Genomic DNA, 18831 nt, shown 5'->3' on the forward strand with positions numbered 1-18831 from the left:
CGTCCACCAGGACGACATCCGCAGGAAGGGAGGGAGGCGCATGGCGCATCGGCAGTTTGCGATGCGCCATGCGTTGTTACCGGCCGTGACGATGGAGGAGTGCCCAGTGCCCCGGGGGGACCGTGTGACTTCCGGTTGCGCCGGTCGTCGTGTCAGTGTATTAGTACACCAATACACTTTCCCCGGCCGGCATGTTCGATCGCATCGACCCACGCTCTCCCATCCCGCTCTACGCGCAGATTGCCGGCCGCCTGCGCGTTGCCGTGGCATCGGGGGAGTTGCGCCCGGGCGATGCCCTCCCCTCCGTGCGCGCGTTGGCCGCGCAGCTACGCATCAACCCCGCCACCGTCGCGCAGGCATACCGCGAGCTGGAGCAGGACGGCACGGTGGAGATGCGGCAGGGGGCGGGGACCTTCGTCTCGGCCATTCCCACCGAACGCAAGCGCCGTGAGCGCGCCGTGGCGGCGCGCTCGCTGGTGCGTGACATGATCTCGGACGCATTTCGACTCGGCATTAACGCCGATGAACTCCGCCAGGCGTTCGACGACGCCCTGGACGACGCAACGCTGGAGCCACGTGCATGACCGACGCCATCTGCATTCGTTCGTTGGACTATCGCGCCGGGCGCGACTTTGCGTTGCGCGACCTCGACCTTACCGTGCGCGCCGGCTCGGTCTACGGCTTCCTCGGGCCCAACGGCTCGGGCAAGACGACGACAATCAAGCTCCTCATGGGGATGCTCCCGCCCGAGGATGGGACCATCGATGTGCTGGGGCATCGTGTGCCACACGATATCGTGCCGGCGCTGGCGCGCATTGGCTACGTTCCGGAGCGCGTGCATCTGTACCCGATGCTCTCCGTCGATGAGACGATGCGGCATCACGCCGCCTTCTATCCGCGCTGGGATTCGCTCGAGGCGGAACGGCTGCGCCGGGCCTTCGCGCTGCGCGACGACGCACTCGTCGGCCGGCTCTCCAAGGGCGAAGCCGGGAAGCTGATGCTCCTGCTCGCCCTCGCCGTGCGTCCCGAGCTGCTCGTCCTCGACGAACCGACCGACGGGCTCGACCCCGTCGTGCGGCGGGACGTCCTGGCCGCCGTGGTCGACTATGTCGCCAGCACACGGGCGACTGTTTTCATCTCCAGCCACCTCGTGCACGAGCAGGAGCGGATCTGCGACTGGGTGGGGGTGCTCGATGCGGGGCGGATGGTGGCGGAACTCCCGATGTCCGAGTTCCGCGCCGGGATCAAGCGCCTGCGCGTGCGCGGGGTGGCTGCCGAGTTGCCGGTGTTGCCGTTTCGCGTCATGGCACGGCGCACCGTGTTGGGACAGGACGAGGAGTGGGTGGTGCGCGACTGGCGCGCCGACATGCACGGTGCCTTTGGCGCCCTGCTCCCCTCGGCGTCACTGCGCCATGTCGAGGATCTCGATCTGGAGGAATCGTTCGTGGAGTTGCTGAGTGCCTCGCGCGCCACGCCTGTCGTGAGCCGCAACGACGACGAGGAGGCGGCATGATGTTCCGGGCGATGTTGCGTGCGCAGTGGATCTGGTCGCGCTCGATCATGTGGTTCTTCCTCGCGGCCGCGTTTTCGCTGCCCTTGTTGCTCGTCCCCATGACGACGGTGGGTTACGTTGAAGGCGCCGGCGCCGCCAGTTTCGTGCAGGGGGGCGAGACGCTCGGCATGCTGGTGGCCATTACCGTCGCGCTGGCCGCCATCGCCCTCACGCTGCAGGGCTGGTCGGCCGACGATCGCGGACGACACGTCTACGCGCTCTCGCTCCCCGTGGAGCGGCACCACTACCTTGCCTACCGGCTTGGCGGTGGCTTTCTCATGTTAGGGGCGATTGCCGGCGCCGTCTGGATCGGGGCGCTGCTGTCCGCCTCCCTCCTCGACCTCCCGGAGTCGCTCAGCGCCTATCCCACGGCGCTGGCCTCGCGCGCGCTGCTGGCCGCGTGGCTGGTGCACACCGTCAGCTTCCTCTTTCGATTCGGAGTCGGACCGCGGGCGCGCGCCGCCACGTTCTGGTTCGTCGTGGTGCTCGCCGTCCTCCTGCTCCTCCCTATTGGCTCGCTCCCGGGGCGCTTGCAGCTCATGCAAGCCGGGGCCCGGGCGCTCGTGCAGCCGCATGGCCCGCTGGGCATCCTGGTCAGCCGGTGGAGCTTCATCGATGTCTAGCGGCCGTCGCCGGCGCCGCGGGCGTTGCACGTGGACGCGGCACGCGCTCGTCCTGGGCGCGGCGGTGATGGGTGCGCTCCCGGCGCGCGGCGTCGCGCAGCCACAGGTTGCGTCTGGCGGTACCGCATCGCGCCAGGTGCGGCCGGACTCGTCAGGCAACGTCCACCTCCGGCGGCTCGCCGTGCTCGAGCGCCAGCGACTCGCCGTCGATTCGGCGCGCGATGCACACTGGTTGGACCAGGCGCGGCGCCGCTTTCCCGACACCGTCTTCGTGGGGCTCTTCCGCATTGCCACCGACCGCAAGCTGTTTGCGGACGTGATGCCGGTCGTCGACCGGTACTCGCGCGAGGTGCTCCCCATGCTGGACAGCACCGCGCAGGATGCCGTGTACCGCTGGACCGTGCACGCCTGGCGCCCGAGTGCACAGGAACGACGCGACTTTCCCTTCACGCCGATCTTCATTTCGGTCAACCACAAGCAGCTCTCCGGGCCCATGCTGGGCGGTGCGCAGCCATTCCTCGTGGAGCCCTACCTGCGCCAGCAGCTCTCGTTCCTCGTGAGCACCTCCACCTCGGCAACCTTCGACCAGGCGCTGCGCACCTGGTTCTTCAACTCCCCCATCACACCGCTTGCACCCGGCGGCGACGTCGAGGGGTCGGCGCGCCTCGAGCTGGCCACCGCCGATTCGCGCACGGCGCGGCGATGTGTCGCGGGGAACCTCACGGCGTGCGCGACGCTCCTCGCCCTGCACGGGCCTCCCGCGGATCCACTCCGTAGTTGGTATGCGCCCGAGGACTACCCGGCCCTCGTGGCCAGGGTGCGCCTCGGGCCGTCCGATGGCGACGATGCCCCCGCATTGCAGCGCGCCTGCCTGGCCCGGCACGGCGCCGCCTGCACGCAGCTCGTTGACCGGCTCCCCGCCGTGCGCATTCCCCCACCCGTTCTCGACGGGCCGCGGCGCGTCTTCCTGCACGAGGCGCTACGCGACGGGGGGGCGGCGGCGCTGACACGCCTGCGCGATCCGCGCGGCGACATCGGCGCCCGCCTGGCGCGTGCCTCCGGCGTGACCGAAGAGGCACTGCTTGCCAGGTGGCGGCAACGAATGATTGCACCTCGCGGGACAAACGTTCGCCCGGCCGCCAGCGTGGCGCTGGCGTCGATCGGATGGATCGCGCTGCTTGGGCTGCTCTCGATGCGGAGGGTGCGCCAATGCGCCTGACCACATGGCGCTGGCGCATGTCGCTGCTTGGGGTCTGTGCCCTCGCCTTGGCGCTCGCGCTCCGTGCTGGCGACACGTCGTACGAGGGATACGCCTTCGATCCAGTGAGTCGCGGCAACTTGCGACGAGTGATGGCGATCTCCGCGGCCATGGACCGCGAGGCGACCGCCTACGTGCACGAGCAGCTGGCCGCGGCACTGGACAGTCTCGATCGCGTCGCGCGCGTTCCGCGCGATCTGTCACCTTCGACCGAGCGCGGATCGGAAGCGCCCGGGGTGCAGGTGCTCTCCGTGGGTGCCGTCGGGCGCGGCGCGCAACACGCCGTGGATTCCCTCGCGAGGCGTGAAGCCGCCGCCCTCCCCGCGCATCGAGTCCCTGTTCGGATCGCCATAGTCGAGGCGCCGCGCGGCATCAGTCCCACCATGGCACGCACTGGTGTGGACGCGCCGGTCGGCCGCTACATCCGGCTCCCTCGTCGAGAGGGCGAACCATGCACGTTGCTCCTGACGGTGCGCGCTGTGGACTCCTTGTCGCTCGGTGCCGCGATCGCCTCGGGTAGCGGCGTCCTGGGCCCGTGCGCATTCGTCGCCGCCTTCGGGCTCCCCGGGGCCGCACTGCGCGTGCACCTCGACTCGGCGGGATGGCGCCCGGCGGCGTTCGCGCGGTGGGGCGACCGCACGACAAACGACGAGCCACGGCGGTGGATCTGGAGCGACCTCACCGTCGACGGCGTGCACTGCGCGCTGCGCGGCGATGCCGCGTGCGAGCGCGGCTGGCGCGACGTGCGGGACGATGACCTCCAGGCCAACCAATCCGCAGCAACACAGCCGGAGGGTGCCGTGCGCGACTTGCTCGGCCCGTTCCCGTGGTACCGCGTGCACGGGAGTGCGCTCGGGATTCGGCAGCGGCTCCTGCTGTCCGACCTCGCGCAGGAGCTGGGCCCCCAGCGCTTCGGCGAATGGTGGCGCAGCGGCGCCTCGGTCGACGAGGCGTACCGAGTGGCCGTTGGCACGGGCGAGACGGCGTGGCTGTCGCGGTGGCTCGTGCGGAGCTATGAGCCGTACGACCCCACGCCGATGCCGCGCCGCGCGGAGGTCGCCTGGTGGGCGCTCCTCGTCGGCGCGGGGACGACGCTCGTGTGGCGCGGACGGAGGCGCTGGATTGCCTGACGAGCGCGCGTTCCCAGGGTCAGGGCACGACCTGCGCCTGCCCGATCGGGACGCGCGTGTCGGCCTGCCCGTGCGGGATGAGCGCCGGCGTCCTGGCATTCTTGATGTAGGTCATCGCCGACGCGCGCTCGAACTGCTGCCTCACGTCCCAGGGCTCGCCGCCGAAGTAGCCCTCGAGGAGCGTCTGCAGGTCGTTGGTGGAGTACATCGAGAACATGTTGGTGATCCCGGCGCCCACCATTACCGCCTTGAAGCGATTGGTTTGCGTGAGTGTCCACGCCCTCATGTAACCGCTGTAGCTCCACCCGGATTGCACCAGCTTGTCCGGGTCGGCGACGCGGCGCTTCACCAGCGCGTCGATCCCGCGCTGGATGTCGCGGTAGTCGCACTGCCGCCATGCGCCTGACGGACCGCCATGCCTGGGCAGCGGCATGTCGACCGAGGGTTGGTGGACTCGGCGAATGTGCGCCTTGCACGCCTCGCGGGCGAGACGTCCTGACGTGCACGAGGCACGGCCGATGCCTGGTGCGCGGAACGCCGCTCACACGCCTACAGATGCAAAGCGCCCGACGTCATGCGACGTCGGGCGCGAGACCTTCTCAGAGCCAGCGGTCGGGATTGAACCGACGACCGCCCGATTACGAATCGGGTGCTCTACCACTGAGCTACGCTGGCGAGTGTCCTACGGATGCATCTCGCCACCGATGCAGCGAGAGCGAAGCCATGCCCAAGCGCGGACTCGAACCGCGACGCCTTTCGGCACCACCCCCTCAAGATGGCGTGTCTACCAATTTCACCACTTGGGCCCTTCAGTTTTTCGAGCGGGGCTGACGGGGCTCGAACCCGCGACCTCCGGTGTGACAGACCGGCACTCTAACCAGCTGAGCTACAGCCCCCGACTCACACTTTCCCTTCGTCAACAGCACCCCAACATAGTCGGTGCGCCGCAGTTGCTGCAGTGGCCCCAACGGGAGTCGAACCCGTCTCTGCACCTTGAAAGAGTGCCGTCCTAACCGATAGACGATGGGGCCGACTTCCGGCAGTTCCTCCAAACCCCGCTCGCGGATTACCTCCGTCGCACGAGCAGGCCCTGCACCATACATAGCGGTAACGGGATTCGAACCCGTGTTCCAGCCTTGAGAGGGCTGTGTCCTAGTCCCCTAGACGATACCGCCTCCGAACTCGCCTCCGATCCCGCCTCCGACAAGATCGGAGGCGGTAACACCTTTCATTCTCCTGTCGCATTCGCGCTGCGAATGCTCCTCTTCCCGACGCCAAAGGCCGAGTCGAGCGACCTTCAAGCGTCGGCCCTGCAGTGGGACGACCACAGCATCGAACCAGCCACTTCCTTACCCTACGCTACAGCAGGCCAGGAGGGACTCGAACCCCCAACCGCCGGTTTTGGAGACCGGTGCTCTACCAATTGAGCTACTGACCTAGATCTCTAGCTCAGCCAGTCGGCAGGAGCGGCGAGACTCCCGTCTCACGTCTCCCGTCTCCCGTCTGGTCTTGAAGGGGTGACCGAGGGGACTTGAACCCCCAACCCCCGGAGCCACAGTCCGGTGCTCTAACCAATTGAGCTACGGCCACCATACGGTGCGAGGGACCAACATTCTAAACCGGGCGCCCCCCCGAAACAACCGGGGAAGCCACGCCCAGCCGACGTGATCGGTCCTGTTCAGTCCTTCGCCCGATCGAGGTACTCGCCCGTGCTCGGGTTCACGCGCACGCGCTCCCCGGTCCCGATGAACTCCGGAACGTTGATCGTCACGCCGTTCTCCAGCTTCGCCGGCTTGTACGAGGCGGTCTTGGTCGCCGTCTTCATCACTGGCGACGTGTCGACGATCTCGAACACCAGGTACTGCGGCAGCTCGATCCCGATGGGCCGGCCATCGTAGTACTCGGCGATGATCTTCATGTTCGGGACCATCCACGGCGCGTTGTCGCCCAGCGCCTCGGTGTCCATCTCGATCTGGTCGTAGTTCTCCAGATTCATGAAGTGATACGTGTCGCCGCCCTGGTACAGGAACTCGAGCTCGTGCGTTTCCATCGACGCCTTGTCAATCGCGTCGTCGGCACGGAAGCGGTGCTCGAAGTTGGACCCCGTGCGGAGGTTCTTCATCTTCGTCTGCACCATCGCACGCAGGTTTCCCGGCGTGTGATGGCGGAAATCGATCACGCGGCAGGGATCGCCCTCGAAGACGATCACCATGCCCTTGCGAATCTGCGTGGCTGGAACGGCCATGACCTAACGAGCTCCGCCTGAAGTGGGCGAATGAAAACGTAAGTTGCGACAGCCTTGGAATTTAACGGGCCTCAGCTCCCATTGGCAAGTCGGGACAGGACCGGACCCACCACTGGCCAGAGCGTCGCCGCCACCCGCTTCGCCCCCTCCACCGTGGGGTGGATCCCATCCGCCTGGTTGAGCCGCTTGACCCCCGCCACCCCATCCAAGAGGAACGGCAGCAGCGTCACCCCCTCTTCCCGAGCTACCACGCCATAGTTGTCGTGGAACTGCTTCGTGTACGCGGCGCCAAGGTTCGGGGGGGCCTCCATCTGGACGAGGAGAATCGCCGCCCCCGGGAGCGTCCGCTTCACGAGTCGCACGATTGCCGTGAGGTTGGCGCGCGTCGAGTCGACGTCGAGCCCGCGCAATCCATCGTTCGCCCCGGTCTCGATCATCACCCCCGCCGCCGGCTCGCGCAGGAGCCAGTCCAGGCGACGCAGCGCCCCGGCCGATGTCTCGCCGCTCAGCCCCGCGTTCACGATCCGTACGCGATGTCCCGCCGAATCGGCCATGCGCTGCAGCACCGCCGGATAGGCGTCGTTGGGGTCGAGCCCGAGTCCGGCGGTGAGCGACGTCCCGACGATCAGGAAAGCCGGGGCGGCGCTCCGCTCCCTGGCAACCGCGGAGGAGTCAGTCGGTGCCGATGCGGCGGCACCGGACATGGCGTCGGCGCGTTCATCCCGCTGAGTCGAATCGCTGGCGCCGGCCGTAGTGTTCGGCGAAGCGGCGCTGTCCCGCGCGGTATCTTTTCCGCCGGCACACGACGACACGGTCCACGCGGTGGTGGCAATCGCCACGACGACGCTCCATCTCAACAGGACTCGCATGCTCGAAGCTCGAGGGCTCACGAAGGAATTCGATAGCGGCACCCACCGACTTACGGTGCTGCGTGACGTCTCGTTCCGGGTACCGCAGGGAGCGCTGGTCGCGATCGTGGGGCCGTCGGGGAGCGGCAAGACGACGCTCCTCGGACTGCTCGCCGGTCTGGATACCCCGACGCGCGGAGTGGTGCTCCTCGACGACGCCGACCTCACGGCGATGACGGAAGACCAGCGCGCCCAGCTCCGCGGGGCGAAAGTTGGGTTCGTTTTCCAGTCGTTTCAATTGATTCCGACGCTCACGGCAATCGAAAACGTGCAGGTCCCGCTCGAGCTGCGCGGTGACGGTGGGGCGGCAGCCCGCGCCCGCGCCCTCCTCGAACGGGTGGGGCTCGGCGACCGCCTGGACCACTTTCCCTCCCAGCTCTCGGGGGGCGAGCAGCAGCGGGTGGCGATTGCCCGCGCCTTCGTGAACCAGCCGCGCATCCTCTTCGCCGACGAACCCACGGGCAACCTGGACGGGAGCACGGGCGCGAAGATCGTGGCGCTGCTCGAGGAACTGAACCGCGAGTCTGGTTCGACGATCGTCCTGGTGACGCACGACATGACGCTCGCCGAACGAACGCAGCGCGTGATTCGCCTCGCCGACGGGGTGGTGGTGGAGGATCGCTTCACCGCGCGAGCGACGACGGGCGGTGACGGAGTGGCGATGCCCGGTGCCGCGGCGGCAGCGGCGGCAGCGGCGGTGCTTGCGCCGGCAGACGGCGTCCCCTCGACGGCGAGGGGCGCGTGAGCGGGAGCGCTGGCGGAGGGGGCGCGGCCGCGCTGGTCTCGCTCGCCTGGCGCGAGTCGCGCTCCACGCGGCGACGTCTCCTGCTCTACATGTCGTCGATCTCGTTAGGTGTGGCGGCGCTGGTGGCCATCGATTCGTTTGCCGCGAACATCAACCGTTCGGTGCGCAGCCAGTCGCGCGCGCTGGTGGGGGGCGACGTCTCCTTCTCGGCCCGGCAGGGATGGACGCCGGCCGCCGACTCGCTCCTCGACTCGTTAGGGGCGACCGGCGTCACACTGGCCCGCGAGACGTCGTTTGCCTCGATGGCCACCGCCAAGGCGAAGGGGACAACACGGCTGGCGCAGGTGCGCGGTGTGACCGATGCGTACCCGCTCTACGGCGAGGTGACCACCGAGCCCGCGGGGCGCTGGGCCTCGCTGCGCGCCGGGCGCGTGGCCCTGGTCGACCCGTCGCTCCTCATCGCGCTCGACGTCGCGGTGGGCGATTCGTTGCAGCTGGGGTACGCGACGTTCGAGATTGCCGGCTCGCTGGTCAACGTCCCCGGCGACCCGGGGATGGCGGCGGCCATCGGGCCGCGCATCTACATCGCCGACCGCCACATCGCCGACACCAGGCTCCTATCGTTCGGGAGCCGCGCGGACTACGAAGCGTTTGCCCGCCTCGACGCCGGCGTGAACGCGGAGAAGTGGCTGGCATCGATCCGCCCGCGCCTGGACTCGGCCAAGGTGCGAGCGCGCACGGTCTCCGAGAGCGAGACATCGCTGACCGAGTCGATCGACCAACTGGCCAACTTCCTCGGGATCGTCGGGATCGTGGCGCTCCTGCTGGGGGGCGTTGGAGTGGCGAGCGGCGTGAACGCATGGGTCGCGCGCAAGATCGACATCGTGGCGGTGCTGCGCTGCGTGGGCGCCACCTCGCGGCAGGTCCTCCTCATCTACGCCACGCAGGCGGCGCTGATGGGGCTCGTGGGGGCAACGATCGGCGCGCTGATCGGGATCGCGATCCAGTTCGCGTTGCCCAGCCTCCTGGCGGGGACGCTGCCGCTCGACGTGCAGGTGCAACTGGAGCCGATGGCGATCGCGACGGGGATCGCGCTCGGGGTGTGGATCGCCCTGGCGTTTGCGCTGCGACCGCTGGTGGCGCTGCGCCGCATCTCGCCGCTGCAGGCCATTCGCCGGAACGTGAACCCGCCCAGGGCGCCGGGGTTCGACTGGGCGCTGTGGACGGTGAACCTCTTCATTGCCGCGACCCTTGTCGGGATCTCGGCCACGCGTGCCAATGCGCCGCGCGAGGTCGTGGGCTTCAGCGCCGGGATCGCCGGGGTGCTGGCGCTCCTCCTCATCAGCGCGGCGCTGCTCTCGCGCCTGGCGCGCGCCTCGGTAAGCGCGCACTGGCCGTACGTCGTGCGCCAGGGGATCGCCAACCTCCATCGCCCGGCCAACCAGACGCGCTCGGTGGTGCTCTCGTTAGGTTTCGGCGCCTTCCTCGTCACCACGCTGTACCTGGTGCAGAGCAACCTCCTGGCGCAGTTGCGCATCACGGAGGAGGCGTCGCGCGGGAACCTCCTCTTCTTCGACGTGCAGGACGACCAGGGGCTCGGCGTCGACTCGATCGTGCGCGCCTCGGGGATCCCGGTCATCCAGCGCACGCCGATCGTGACGATGCGGATCGCCTTGGTGAACGGAAAGACGCCTGACGAGCTGGCTCCGCGCCGGAGCGCCGACACGCTGGGTGAAGGCCAGGGGGGCGGCGGCGGGCGCGGACAGCGACAGCGCGCGCAGGGTGACGCGCGCCCCGCGGGGTGGGCGCTCCGCCGAGAGTATCGCTCCACCTTCCGCGACACACTGTTCACCGGGGAGAAGCTCCTGGCCGGCCGGTGGTTCGGGGCGACGCCGCCAAGCGACGGCACACCGGTCGATGAAGTCTCGCTGGAGTCGGACATCGCCCAGGACCTGCGCGTCTCGTTAGGCGACGTGATCACCTGGGACGTGCAGGGGGTGCGGATCCCGACGCGCCTGACGAGCATCCGCGAGGTGAACTGGGCGCGCTTCGAGCCCAACTTCTACGCCGTCTTCCAGACCAGGACGCTGGCGCAGGCGCCCAAGACGTTCGTGCTGCTTGGTGCGGCCACCAATCCCACGCTCACCGCGCAGGTGCAAAGCGCGGTGGTGCGCCGCTACCCCAACGTGGCCTCCATCGACCTGTCGCTGGTGCGCAAGACGGTCGGCGAGATCTCGCAGCGCGCCTCGCTGGCGATCCGCTTCCTGGCGATCTTTTCGCTGGCGATGGGGATCCCCGTCCTCTTCTCCGCGGTGGCCGCCACGCGTCGCGAGCGCGTGCGCGAGGGCGTCCTCCTCAAGACCCTCGGCGCCACCCGCGCCCAGATCGGGCGCATCCTGGTCTCCGAGTACACGGTGCTCGGCGTGCTGGGGAGCCTGACGGGACTCGTCCTCTCCTTCGGCGGCGCGTGGGCGATCATGCGCTTCATCTTCGACCGCCCCTTCACCGCCGCCACCGGTCAGGCGTTAGGCATCTCGGCGGCGATGATGGCCATGGCGGTGCTGATCGGGATGCTGAGCGGCCGCGACGTGTTCAAGGAGACGGCGATGTCGGCCCTGCGAGAGGGCTGAAGCCCTCTCGCAGGGAGAGGACGAGAAGACGAGAGGACGAGAAGCCTGCCCCAGCGAAGGCTGGGGCAGGCTCTCGTCTTCTCGCTCAACTTCCTCGAAGCACGACCACCGTCGAGTACTCATGGCTGAGGTTCGACCCGCCGGGCGCCTGCACCTTCACTTGCACCTGGGGCGAGTTGGTAGTTCTCGTCAGGCGGTAATAGGAGCCCGAGCTGGACATCGCCTGCCCGGAGAAGGTCCCCGGGAGCGGGGTGACGAGAAGCGGGAAGGTCCCGGCGTTGGAGCCGGTCATGGCGTCGCGCATGTTCCAACTGGAGTAGCCGTACTTCGACGCCAGGCCGTTGATGGTGACACCGTCGGCGTAGTTGGCCACGAGCCAGCCGGCGATGATCTGGTCGAACTGCACGCCTGGGGTGCGGGCGAGGAGGTTGGCGACGTCGGTCTGCGGGCCAGCGGCGAGCGCCTTGGTGAAGGTGCGCGCCGAGCCGTTGGAGTACTGGTCTATCACGTAGCGCAGCAACGCCCAGCTGGCGCCGCGCGGGGCGAGTTGCGCGCGGTTCTGGATGCTGATGGGCGCCGCCGTGTCGGGGCGCGCCATCCAGCGCTGGAAGCGCACTAGGTTCTGGCGGAAAAAGGCGTTGTAGTCGTTCGCCGAGTTCGGCGTCGGGTTGACCTGGGCGTAGGTGAGGCGCTGGAAGTCGCCCACGCCTAACAAGGCGCGCCCCACGAACTCCTCGGCCAGGTGCGACAGCCCCTCGTTGAGCCAGAAGGTCTCCAGCGCCTCGACCGCCGGGTTGTACTGGCGCACCCCCTGGTTGATCATGTGCTGGAACTCGTGGGCGATGACGCCGCGCGTCCCCTGCCGCACCGTGGCCGTCGTGCGGACGTTGTTGTACGTGCCTAACGGGTCAGGGCTCAGGACGTAGAAGATCTCCTGCTCGTTGGTCTGGTTGCGGCAGTCGTTCGTGGTGGGGTACTCCGCCTTCTTGATCAGGTCCGATCCGAAGAAGAAGCCCGCCGTGAAGCCCGCCGACCCCGCCGCGGTGAGCTTGTTCACTTCGGGCGTGTAGAGGATCGTCACGCGCCCATCGCTGTTGATGTCGGTGGGCTTCCCGAACCACGCAGTGTCGGCCGGATAGATCAGGTTGTCGAACTCGGCGGCAATCGCGTTGTAGTCTGTCGACGTGAAGCCGTTCGTGGGAGTCGTGACGTCCTCGACGATCGTGGCCCGCGACGAGAGCGACCGCACGACCGCCTTGATCGTGATGTAGTCGCGACAGATGTCCTTCCCCGTGTTGAGGTTGGGGACGCGATACGTGATGGTGTCGCCCACCGCCTGTACGGAGAGCGCCACCGAGCGCTGCGCCTGCGTGTGCTCCGCCGGCATCGCGTTGGTCCGCGCCACCGACGGCACCACCGGCCCCACCCACGCGCGCTCGTAGCCCCGCAGCCGTTCGTGCAGCCCGTCCACCCGTAGCGCTTCCTGCTGTTCGAGCACGAGGCGCGGGTCGAGTTGCGACTGCACCGCGGGCGACGTGAGCGCGGCCAGCGTAACCGCCGACGGGAGCGCCTCCACCCCCGCCGCCTGCTGCAACGAGACGCTGTACTGCAACACGTCGTCCTGCACGGGGCGCGTGTTGGTGGCAATCACGATGTAGTCGCTCGCGCCGGAGGAGGCGGCCAGCGTGATGCATGAGACCGGGGCGCCGCCGGTGAAGGTCCGCACCTGCCCTACCGTCATCGTGATGGGCGTGGTGCAGGGATTGGCCTCGACCAGGATGTCGGCGGTCGACGTCTGCGAGCCGGAGGTCGCCGTCACCTTCACCGTCCCCGGCGTCACCCCGGTCAGCACGCCGCTGGCCGAGATCGTCGCGACCGCGGTGGGCGTCGCGCTCCACACGACCGACGACGAGGTGACCGCTTTCCCGTCCTTGTCGTACAACGCCGCGGTCATCTGCTGCGTGGCCCCGACCACCATCGACGAACTCACGGCGGCGATGTTGACGAAGGCGACCGGACCCGGGGTGTTGGGCTCCGTCGGCGTGTCTTCTCCCGAGCAGGCGGCGAGCGCCACCGCAGCGGCGATGACCCACTGTCTCACTGACGTCACAAAAGGCTCCTCTCCCTCGTTCAAGCGCCTCTCGCGACGGCGAGAGACGCGCGCGTTGCGCGTGTGGCGCACTCCCCTGACTGTGACACCGCCTCTCCCTCGCTCCCCTACCCGGCGCGGCCGGGGCTCGCGCCGAGGGCGGCTCGACCGGATCCCGAGTGGCTACACTCGTCGGGGTCGCCCGTTCCGAAGACGCGCTGCTACCGCGCCGGCTCCATACGGAAGAAATCTATCCCCGCCGCCTGCTGGCCGAGTTCCAGCGTCGCCACACTGGTCAGCGACGCGAGGTCGAAGACCTCGAGGATCCCCGCCTCCGAGCCCCGCCCTTCCTCCGTCACGAAAGCGTAGCGGGAATCGGGGGAGACAACGACGCCGTGCACGACGCCCTTGAAGGTGGGAATGCGCGCCACCTCCCTGGCGCTCGCCAGGTCGTACACGGAGATCGACTTGCCGCGCTTGTTGGTCGCGACCAGGTACTTCCCGTCGGGTGAAACGGCGAGGTTGTACACGCCATCCCCGGCCGCCCAGCGACGCGACATGCTCCACGTCGCGGCATCGACCTCCACGATCTCACTCGACTTGTTGCAAGCCACGTAGATCTTGCGCCCGTCGACGCCGGGCTGCGCCCACGTGGGAGAGCACTGCACGTTGGCGGCATTGGCCATCGCCGAGTCGTGCGACGTAGCGCCGGGGCGCCCCGCGTGCTCGTTATGCGACATCGTCCCCGGCGCCCCGCGCATCCCCATCTCCTTCCCCTTGGCGACGAGGAAGTGGCGCGACACCTCGAGCGCGCGCGTGTCGATCTCCACCAGCATGTCATCCATCATGCACGCCGAGTACTGCTGCGTCCCCGCGGCGTTCACGCGGGAACCGTGCGGCATCGTGCAGGTCTGGATGCGGGCGATCTCGACCATCTCATCGGTGGAGACGACGCTCACCGACGACGGGACCATGTCGCCATGCAGGTTGAAGTTCACCACGAAGGCGAGCGCGCCGTCGGGCGTGGTCTGCACCGTGGCGGGGAAGTTCCCCAGCGTCACGCGTGCGACCGCCTCGTCGTTGGACGTGCGGTACTTCCAGAACGTCCCGTACGGCGTCCCGTGCGCAATGCTGATGTAGTAGAACTGCCCGTCGGGCGAGACGGAGATCCCGTGCGGGCCGTTGATCTCGGTCGGCATCATCCCGACCTTCTGCTGCCGTTCGATCGTGATCCCCTTGGGCCCGAAGCGCACGAGCGCGAGTTGATCGGCCGACTCGGCGACCGTGTAGACGAGGTAGTCCCTGGTCGGCGGCTCGGCGCGCCTGGGCTGCTCGGCGTGCGCTGCCGAAGGCGACGGTGCGTGCGCCGAGACCGGGGACACCATGGGCGGCGGCGGCGTTGTCGCGTGCGGAAGCAACGCCGCCACCACGAGCGTCAACTCGGCGACGACGATACCAGGAGCGAGTCGGGGCATGACCGTGGGAGTGAGAGAGTCGACCGGAAAGCGTAGGCCGGACCCATCTCGGCGTCAATCGCGGGGTCCCTCACGGTTTTCCTGGCGGCGGTGCTCCACGCTGGGAAAGGGCACGGCTTTCAACACGGAGGATGCACGGAGGATCGGAGGTGCACGGAGGAGATCAATGGCCTTTGGTTTCCTCACTGAGTTCCGTGTCTCCATGCATCGTCCGTGCATAAGTCGCTGCCTGTTGCTACCGCGTCCCCAGCCTTCGCTGGGGCAGGCTTCTCGTCCCTATCGAAGCCCCCAGCTCGCGCCGACGCGAAATGTCGTCACGTCCTTCGGGACGGAGTACAGCTCCGCCATGAGCGAGGCCCGCGCGGCGACGCGATAGGAGCCGCCGGCGAACGCGGCGATTCGTGAGTCGTCGAGGAGGACGTTGGTGTCGTCGAGCGCCCCTCCTTGCGGCTGGAAGTGCACCTGGAAGCGCGGCTTGATGGAGGTGTAGCCGGCGCCGACGTAGCCGGAGAGCTTCCCCGCCCCTCGCATTCCGAGGATCCCCTCGAGGCCGGTCATGTTCGGCTTGTAGCTGTCGTCGGACGGTTGGGTCCCGTAGCAGGCGTTGGCGGCGGAGGCGGTCTGGAGGGCATCGGCCGGGCAGGTGATGGGGCCGCTCACTTTCCCGAACGTGGCGTGCGCCCGCAGCGCGACCCACGTCTCGCGCCCCTCGCCGCTGCGCTTGAGCGAGCGCGTCCACCCGAGCGCGAGCGACCCCAGGTTGGGGGTGGCGTCCATGACGGTCACGGGCGGGAGGTAGCTCCCTTCCAGATAGAGTCCACCGGGGAGCCCCACCGCGAGCCTCGGACGCGGGAAGATCGGGGCGAGGTCGGAGTTCTCACTCTTCCGGTTGCAGTACGACGCCCGCTGGATGTCGGCCGAGGGCTTCGGGACATATGTGACATCGATCGAGAGGCGCACCGCACCGGGGGCCAGCGCTCCCGCGTTCCCGCCAGGGGAGAAGGCGATGGGAGCGGCGTAGAAGGCGAGGAGTTTGGCGTCGGAGCTGTCCTTTGGCGGGCGGCACTCCCCGCCCGCAAGCATGGCGGCCGCGTGGAAGGCGAGGACGAGTGGGGCAACGGCCATGTCGGTGGGTTTTCACGGTAAGGCGCCCGCGGCTGCCCGCGATGGCCTGCGCTGGCCGGCGGCTGTCGGGCGCGGAGGGTGAAGCGGCGCCAAAGGTTACGAACGAGGTCTGCGGCGGGCCAGTTCCGCACGGTGAGCGGATACGAGGGCGCGGTGAAGGCTCGCGCGGCGGGCGGCAAAGCTTGCCGCCTTCCACCCGGCAGTTGTGACTGCCATCGCCGCCAACCCGTCAATGAGGACGAGCTCACCTTCTGCCGTTCGCGTGCATCCACCCGTTCGCCGCCATCCCGCACCAGGAGCCATGGTCCGTCCGGAGGAATCAGCGACCGCCCAGCACTCCAGTGCGACCACGGTGACGCCGCGCGATGTGGCCGCGCTCGGCGCCACGCACCTGCGCGCGATCTTCGATCACTCGCAGGAGGCGATCCTCCTCGTGTCGTCGCAAGGGGAGATCATCGCCGTCAACGACGCTGCGGGCCGGCTCTTCCTCTGCGATCCATCGGCACTGGTGGGGCGCATGTCGCATTCGCTCCTCGACCAATCGGACGAGCGGCGGCTGGCGGCCGGGGCGACGGTGCAGCGGACGGGGATCATCTCGGGAATGCTGACGCTCCGCAGGCAGGACGGCGCCCCGTTCGAGGCGGAGCTGACGGCCACGACCTTCCGCGACGCCGACGAGATCGAGCAGGGGTACGTCTTCGTGCGCGACGTGACGGAGCGGCGGAACGCCGAGCTGGCGCTGCTCGCCAGCGAGCACCGCTACCGGTCGCTCGTCGAGACCACGGGGAGCGTGCTGGTGGGCATTGCACCGGACGGCATGGTCTTCGAGTGGAACCGCGAGGCGGAACGGCTGTTCGGCTACGCGCGGCAGGAGGTGCTGGGTCGCGACTACTTCTCCCTCATGGGCGACGCGGCGCGACGCGAGGCGATGCGCCATGAGGTGATCCGCGTCCTGGCCGGCGACACGCCGCGCCCGCGCGAGGACGCGCTCGTGTCGCGCACCGGCGACGCGCGCACGGTGTTGTGGACGGCGACGCGCCTGCTCGACATGCACGGGAAGCCGTTAGGCGTGATCGCCAGCGGGCAGGACATCACCGAGCGCAAGCGCCTCGAGGCGCAGATGCAGCACGCACAAAAACTGGAAAGCCTCGGTGTCCTGGCCGGAGGAATTGCCCACGACTTCAACAACCTGCTCGTGGGCATCCTGGGGAACGCCTCGCTCGGGTTGATGGACGTGGAGCCCAACTCCGAGCTGCATGAGCTGTTGCGCGACATCGAGACGGCGGCACTGCGCGCGGCCGACCTCACGCGGCAGATGCTCGCCTACAGCGGGCGGGGGCGCTTCCTGGTCAAGCCGCTCGACCTGTCGGCCACGGTGCAGGAGATGGCGCACCTCCTCCAGTCGGCCATCTCCAAGCGTGCCGCCCTGCAGTTCGACTTCGGCCACGACGTCCCGCCGGTGGAAGCCGACGGGACGCAGCTGCGCCAGGTGGTGATGAACCTCATCACGAACGCCTCCGACGCCCTGGCGGGTGAGAACGGGACGATCGCGCTGCGCACGGGGGTGCGGTGGTGCGACCGTGAGTCGCTCGAGTCGCCGTACCTGGACTATGAACTGGAAGAAGGGGTGTACGCCTTTGTGGAGGTGCGCGACAGCGGGATCGGGATGACGCCGGAGACGATGGAGCGGATCTTCGACCCGTTCTTCTCGACCAAGTTCGCCGGGCGTGGGCTGGGGCTGGCCGCCACGTTAGGCATCGTGCGCGGGCATCGCGGCACCATCACGGTGGAGAGCGCCCCGGGTGAAGGGACCGCCTTCCGCGTCTTCCTCCCCGTCGCCCCGCCCCCCGCCAGCCGCAGCGATGCCGTCGAGCGCCTGAGCATCACCCCGCCGCAGGGGAGCGGGCTGGCGCTCCTGGTCGACGATGACCACACCGTCTGCGACGTCGCCCGCGCCATGCTGGAACGCCACGGCTACGAGGTTCGCGTCGCGCACGATGGGGTCGAGGCGCTCGACGCCTACCGCCGAGTCCGGGACGCGGTGCGCCTGGCGGTCGTGGACCTCACCATGCCGCGCATGGGCGGCGAGGACCTCGTCGCCGCCATCCGCGCCCTCGACAGCGACCTCCCCATCGTGCTGATGTCAGGGTTCAGCGAATCCGAGATCTGCGGCCGCTTCCAGCCCGGCTTCGTCACGGCGTGCATCCAGAAGCCTTTTCGGGTGGAGGAGCTCTCGTCGGTACTGCGCGCGGCGGCCGAGGGGGGGGCGCTGCAGGGCTGACGCCCTTCCATGCGCGTGGGCGCGGTGGAAAGGTCAAGTGCCTTCAACACGGAGGACACACGGCGGAACGGAGGCGCACGGAGGAGTGCAATCGCCCTCGCGTTTTCGCTCTCGTGCCCGCACTGCGCCTAACGACAAGCGCCGCGCGGCGTGCCGAACCCAGCGCCGCACGGCGTGCCGAACCCAGCGCCCCACGGCGTGCCGAACCCAGCGCCCCACGCCCACCTTCCCAGCGAAAGCTGGGATCCATTTGTTCTCGGCACACCCGCGATCGGCTGCCTCGAGCGCCAATGACCGCAACAACCAAAGCCTTCAACACGGAGAACACACGGAGGTACGGAGGTTCACGGAGGAGTTCAATCGCCGTGATCTCCTCCGTGGGCCCCCGTGTCTCCGTCTACCTCCGTGTTGTAGCGCCTTTGAACTTGAACTTCCTGGCCCTACGCATTTGCTGCGTCTGGCGCGGGCTCGCGGGGACCCGGGGGCGCTTGAAGATCAAGAGCCTTGAACACGGAGGTCACACGGAGGAACGGAGGCGCACGGAGGAGTGCGATCGCCCTCGCGTTCTCGCTCTCGTGCCCGCACTACGCCTAACCACAGGCACCGCACGGCGTGCCGAACCCAGCGCCGCACGGCGTGCCGAACCCAGCGCCGCACGGCGTGACGAACCCAGCGCCCCACGCCCACCTTCCCAGCGAAAGCTGGGATCCATTTGTCCTCGGCACACTCGCGATCGGCTGCCTCGGGCGCCAATGACCGCAACAACCAAA

The 18831-nt window shown here is 68.6% G+C and carries 14 protein-coding genes and 7 tRNA genes; 8 read left to right on the top strand and 13 right to left on the bottom strand.

The annotated features are described in order from the left end of the window. The first annotated feature begins 191 nt into the window (after positions 1 to 191). From IT359_12170 to IT359_12190, 5 genes are read left to right on the top strand one after another with little or no spacing between them, the layout of a single operon-like run. Positions 192 to 584, top strand: a complete 393-nt coding sequence (locus tag IT359_12170) for a GntR family transcriptional regulator (protein MCC6929737.1) — start codon at positions 192 to 194, stop codon at positions 582 to 584. Next, entirely contained in the window at positions 581 to 1513 is a 933-nt protein-coding gene (locus tag IT359_12175; protein ID MCC6929738.1) for an ABC transporter ATP-binding protein, read from the top strand. The genes IT359_12170 and IT359_12175 overlap by 4 nt, the downstream gene beginning before the upstream one ends. Then, on the top strand, positions 1510 to 2175 hold the full coding sequence (locus tag IT359_12180; GenBank protein ID MCC6929739.1) for a hypothetical protein: 666 nt from the start codon (positions 1510 to 1512) through the stop codon (positions 2173 to 2175). The genes IT359_12175 and IT359_12180 overlap by 4 nt, the downstream gene beginning before the upstream one ends. After that, on the top strand, positions 2168 to 3394 hold the full coding sequence (locus IT359_12185) for a hypothetical protein (GenBank protein MCC6929740.1): 1227 nt from the start codon (positions 2168 to 2170) through the stop codon (positions 3392 to 3394). The genes IT359_12180 and IT359_12185 overlap by 8 nt, the downstream gene beginning before the upstream one ends. Next, positions 3385 to 4563: a hypothetical protein gene (locus IT359_12190; protein ID MCC6929741.1), complete on the top strand. Its 1179-nt coding sequence runs from the start codon at positions 3385 to 3387 to the stop codon at positions 4561 to 4563. The genes IT359_12185 and IT359_12190 overlap by 10 nt, the downstream gene beginning before the upstream one ends. A gap of 19 nt (positions 4564 to 4582) precedes the next feature. Here IT359_12190 and IT359_12195 read toward each other — a convergent pair whose 3' ends face one another. From IT359_12195 to IT359_12240, 10 genes are all read right to left on the bottom strand, one after another. Next, positions 4583 to 4996, bottom strand: coding sequence for a prolyl oligopeptidase family serine peptidase (locus IT359_12195; protein MCC6929742.1), 414 nt, complete (start codon positions 4994 to 4996; stop codon positions 4583 to 4585). Positions 4997 to 5166: 170 nt separating this feature from the next. Further along, positions 5167 to 5238 (bottom strand) — tRNA-Thr (locus IT359_12200). A gap of 49 nt (positions 5239 to 5287) precedes the next feature. Then, positions 5288 to 5369: transfer RNA gene (locus IT359_12205), tRNA-Leu, on the bottom strand. 16 nt (positions 5370 to 5385) lie between these two features. Further along, positions 5386 to 5459, bottom strand: a tRNA-Asp gene (locus tag IT359_12210). Between the two features lie 63 nt (positions 5460 to 5522). Next, positions 5523 to 5594: transfer RNA gene (locus tag IT359_12215), tRNA-Glu, on the bottom strand. A 71-nt stretch (positions 5595 to 5665) separates the two neighbouring features. Beyond that, positions 5666 to 5738 (bottom strand) — tRNA-Glu (locus IT359_12220). A gap of 190 nt (positions 5739 to 5928) precedes the next feature. Then, positions 5929 to 6001 (bottom strand) — tRNA-Trp (locus IT359_12225). 78 nt (positions 6002 to 6079) lie between these two features. After that, positions 6080 to 6153 (bottom strand) — tRNA-His (locus IT359_12230). A gap of 88 nt (positions 6154 to 6241) precedes the next feature. After that, a complete protein-coding gene (gene efp, locus IT359_12235; GenBank protein MCC6929743.1) occupies positions 6242 to 6808 on the bottom strand; it encodes an elongation factor P in 567 nt (188 codons plus the stop codon). Between the two features lie 71 nt (positions 6809 to 6879). Continuing rightward, positions 6880 to 7677 (bottom strand): arylesterase, encoded by a 798-nt coding sequence (locus tag IT359_12240; protein MCC6929744.1) that lies wholly within the window; start codon positions 7675 to 7677, stop codon positions 6880 to 6882. On the opposite strand from IT359_12240, the gene IT359_12245 reads away from it, so the two are divergent. Both IT359_12245 and IT359_12250 read left to right on the top strand, forming a co-directional pair. Then, positions 7676 to 8461 carry an ABC transporter ATP-binding protein gene (locus IT359_12245; protein ID MCC6929745.1) on the top strand — a complete coding sequence of 262 codons (786 nt, stop codon included), beginning with the start codon at positions 7676 to 7678 and terminating at the stop codon, positions 8459 to 8461. The two genes, IT359_12240 and IT359_12245, sit on opposite strands and share 2 nt — an antisense overlap. After that, positions 8458 to 11091 carry an ABC transporter permease gene (locus IT359_12250; protein MCC6929746.1) on the top strand — a complete coding sequence of 878 codons (2634 nt, stop codon included), beginning with the start codon at positions 8458 to 8460 and terminating at the stop codon, positions 11089 to 11091. The genes IT359_12245 and IT359_12250 overlap by 4 nt, the downstream gene beginning before the upstream one ends. An 85-nt stretch (positions 11092 to 11176) precedes the next feature. Here IT359_12250 and IT359_12255 read toward each other — a convergent pair whose 3' ends face one another. From IT359_12255 to IT359_12265, 3 genes are all read right to left on the bottom strand, one after another. Beyond that, on the bottom strand, positions 11177 to 13201 hold the full coding sequence (locus IT359_12255; GenBank protein MCC6929747.1) for an Ig-like domain-containing protein: 2025 nt from the start codon (positions 13199 to 13201) through the stop codon (positions 11177 to 11179). Between the two features lie 200 nt (positions 13202 to 13401). Beyond that, complete coding sequence (locus IT359_12260; protein MCC6929748.1) at positions 13402 to 14655, bottom strand: YncE family protein; 1254 nt, start codon at positions 14653 to 14655, stop codon at positions 13402 to 13404. 276 nt (positions 14656 to 14931) lie between these two features. Next, positions 14932 to 15780, bottom strand: a complete 849-nt coding sequence (locus IT359_12265; protein ID MCC6929749.1) for a hypothetical protein — start codon at positions 15778 to 15780, stop codon at positions 14932 to 14934. A gap of 301 nt (positions 15781 to 16081) precedes the next feature. Here IT359_12265 and IT359_12270 point away from each other — a divergent pair, with 301 nt between their 5' ends. Next, entirely contained in the window at positions 16082 to 18061 is a 1980-nt protein-coding gene (locus IT359_12270) for a PAS domain S-box protein (protein MCC6929750.1), read from the top strand. Positions 18062 to 18831: the final 770 nt, after the last annotated feature.

Source organism: Gemmatimonadaceae bacterium (assembly GCA_020852815.1).
In the GTDB taxonomy this organism is placed as follows: Bacteria; Gemmatimonadota; Gemmatimonadetes; order Gemmatimonadales; family Gemmatimonadaceae; genus SCN-70-22.

What these genes read in the sequence shown, in the direction of transcription:
- IT359_12260 (MCC6929748.1), bottom strand. Translation starts at nt 14,655, where the DNA reads ATGCCCCGACTCGCTCCTGGTATCGTCGTCGCCGAGTTGACGCTCGTG.
- IT359_12245 (MCC6929745.1), top strand. Translation starts at nt 7,676, where the DNA reads ATGCTCGAAGCTCGAGGGCTCACGAAGGAATTCGATAGCGGCACCCAC.
- IT359_12170 (MCC6929737.1), top strand. Translation starts at nt 192, where the DNA reads ATGTTCGATCGCATCGACCCACGCTCTCCCATCCCGCTCTACGCGCAG.
- IT359_12180 (MCC6929739.1), top strand. Translation starts at nt 1,510, where the DNA reads ATGATGTTCCGGGCGATGTTGCGTGCGCAGTGGATCTGGTCGCGCTCG.
- efp (MCC6929743.1), bottom strand. Translation starts at nt 6,808, where the DNA reads ATGGCCGTTCCAGCCACGCAGATTCGCAAGGGCATGGTGATCGTCTTC.
- IT359_12185 (MCC6929740.1), top strand. Translation starts at nt 2,168, where the DNA reads ATGTCTAGCGGCCGTCGCCGGCGCCGCGGGCGTTGCACGTGGACGCGG.
- IT359_12270 (MCC6929750.1), top strand. Translation starts at nt 16,082, where the DNA reads ATGGTCCGTCCGGAGGAATCAGCGACCGCCCAGCACTCCAGTGCGACC.
- IT359_12190 (MCC6929741.1), top strand. Translation starts at nt 3,385, where the DNA reads ATGCGCCTGACCACATGGCGCTGGCGCATGTCGCTGCTTGGGGTCTGT.
- IT359_12240 (MCC6929744.1), bottom strand. Translation starts at nt 7,677, where the DNA reads ATGCGAGTCCTGTTGAGATGGAGCGTCGTCGTGGCGATTGCCACCACC.
- IT359_12175 (MCC6929738.1), top strand. Translation starts at nt 581, where the DNA reads ATGACCGACGCCATCTGCATTCGTTCGTTGGACTATCGCGCCGGGCGC.
- IT359_12195 (MCC6929742.1), bottom strand. Translation starts at nt 4,996, where the DNA reads ATGCCGCTGCCCAGGCATGGCGGTCCGTCAGGCGCATGGCGGCAGTGC.
- IT359_12265 (MCC6929749.1), bottom strand. Translation starts at nt 15,780, where the DNA reads ATGGCCGTTGCCCCACTCGTCCTCGCCTTCCACGCGGCCGCCATGCTT.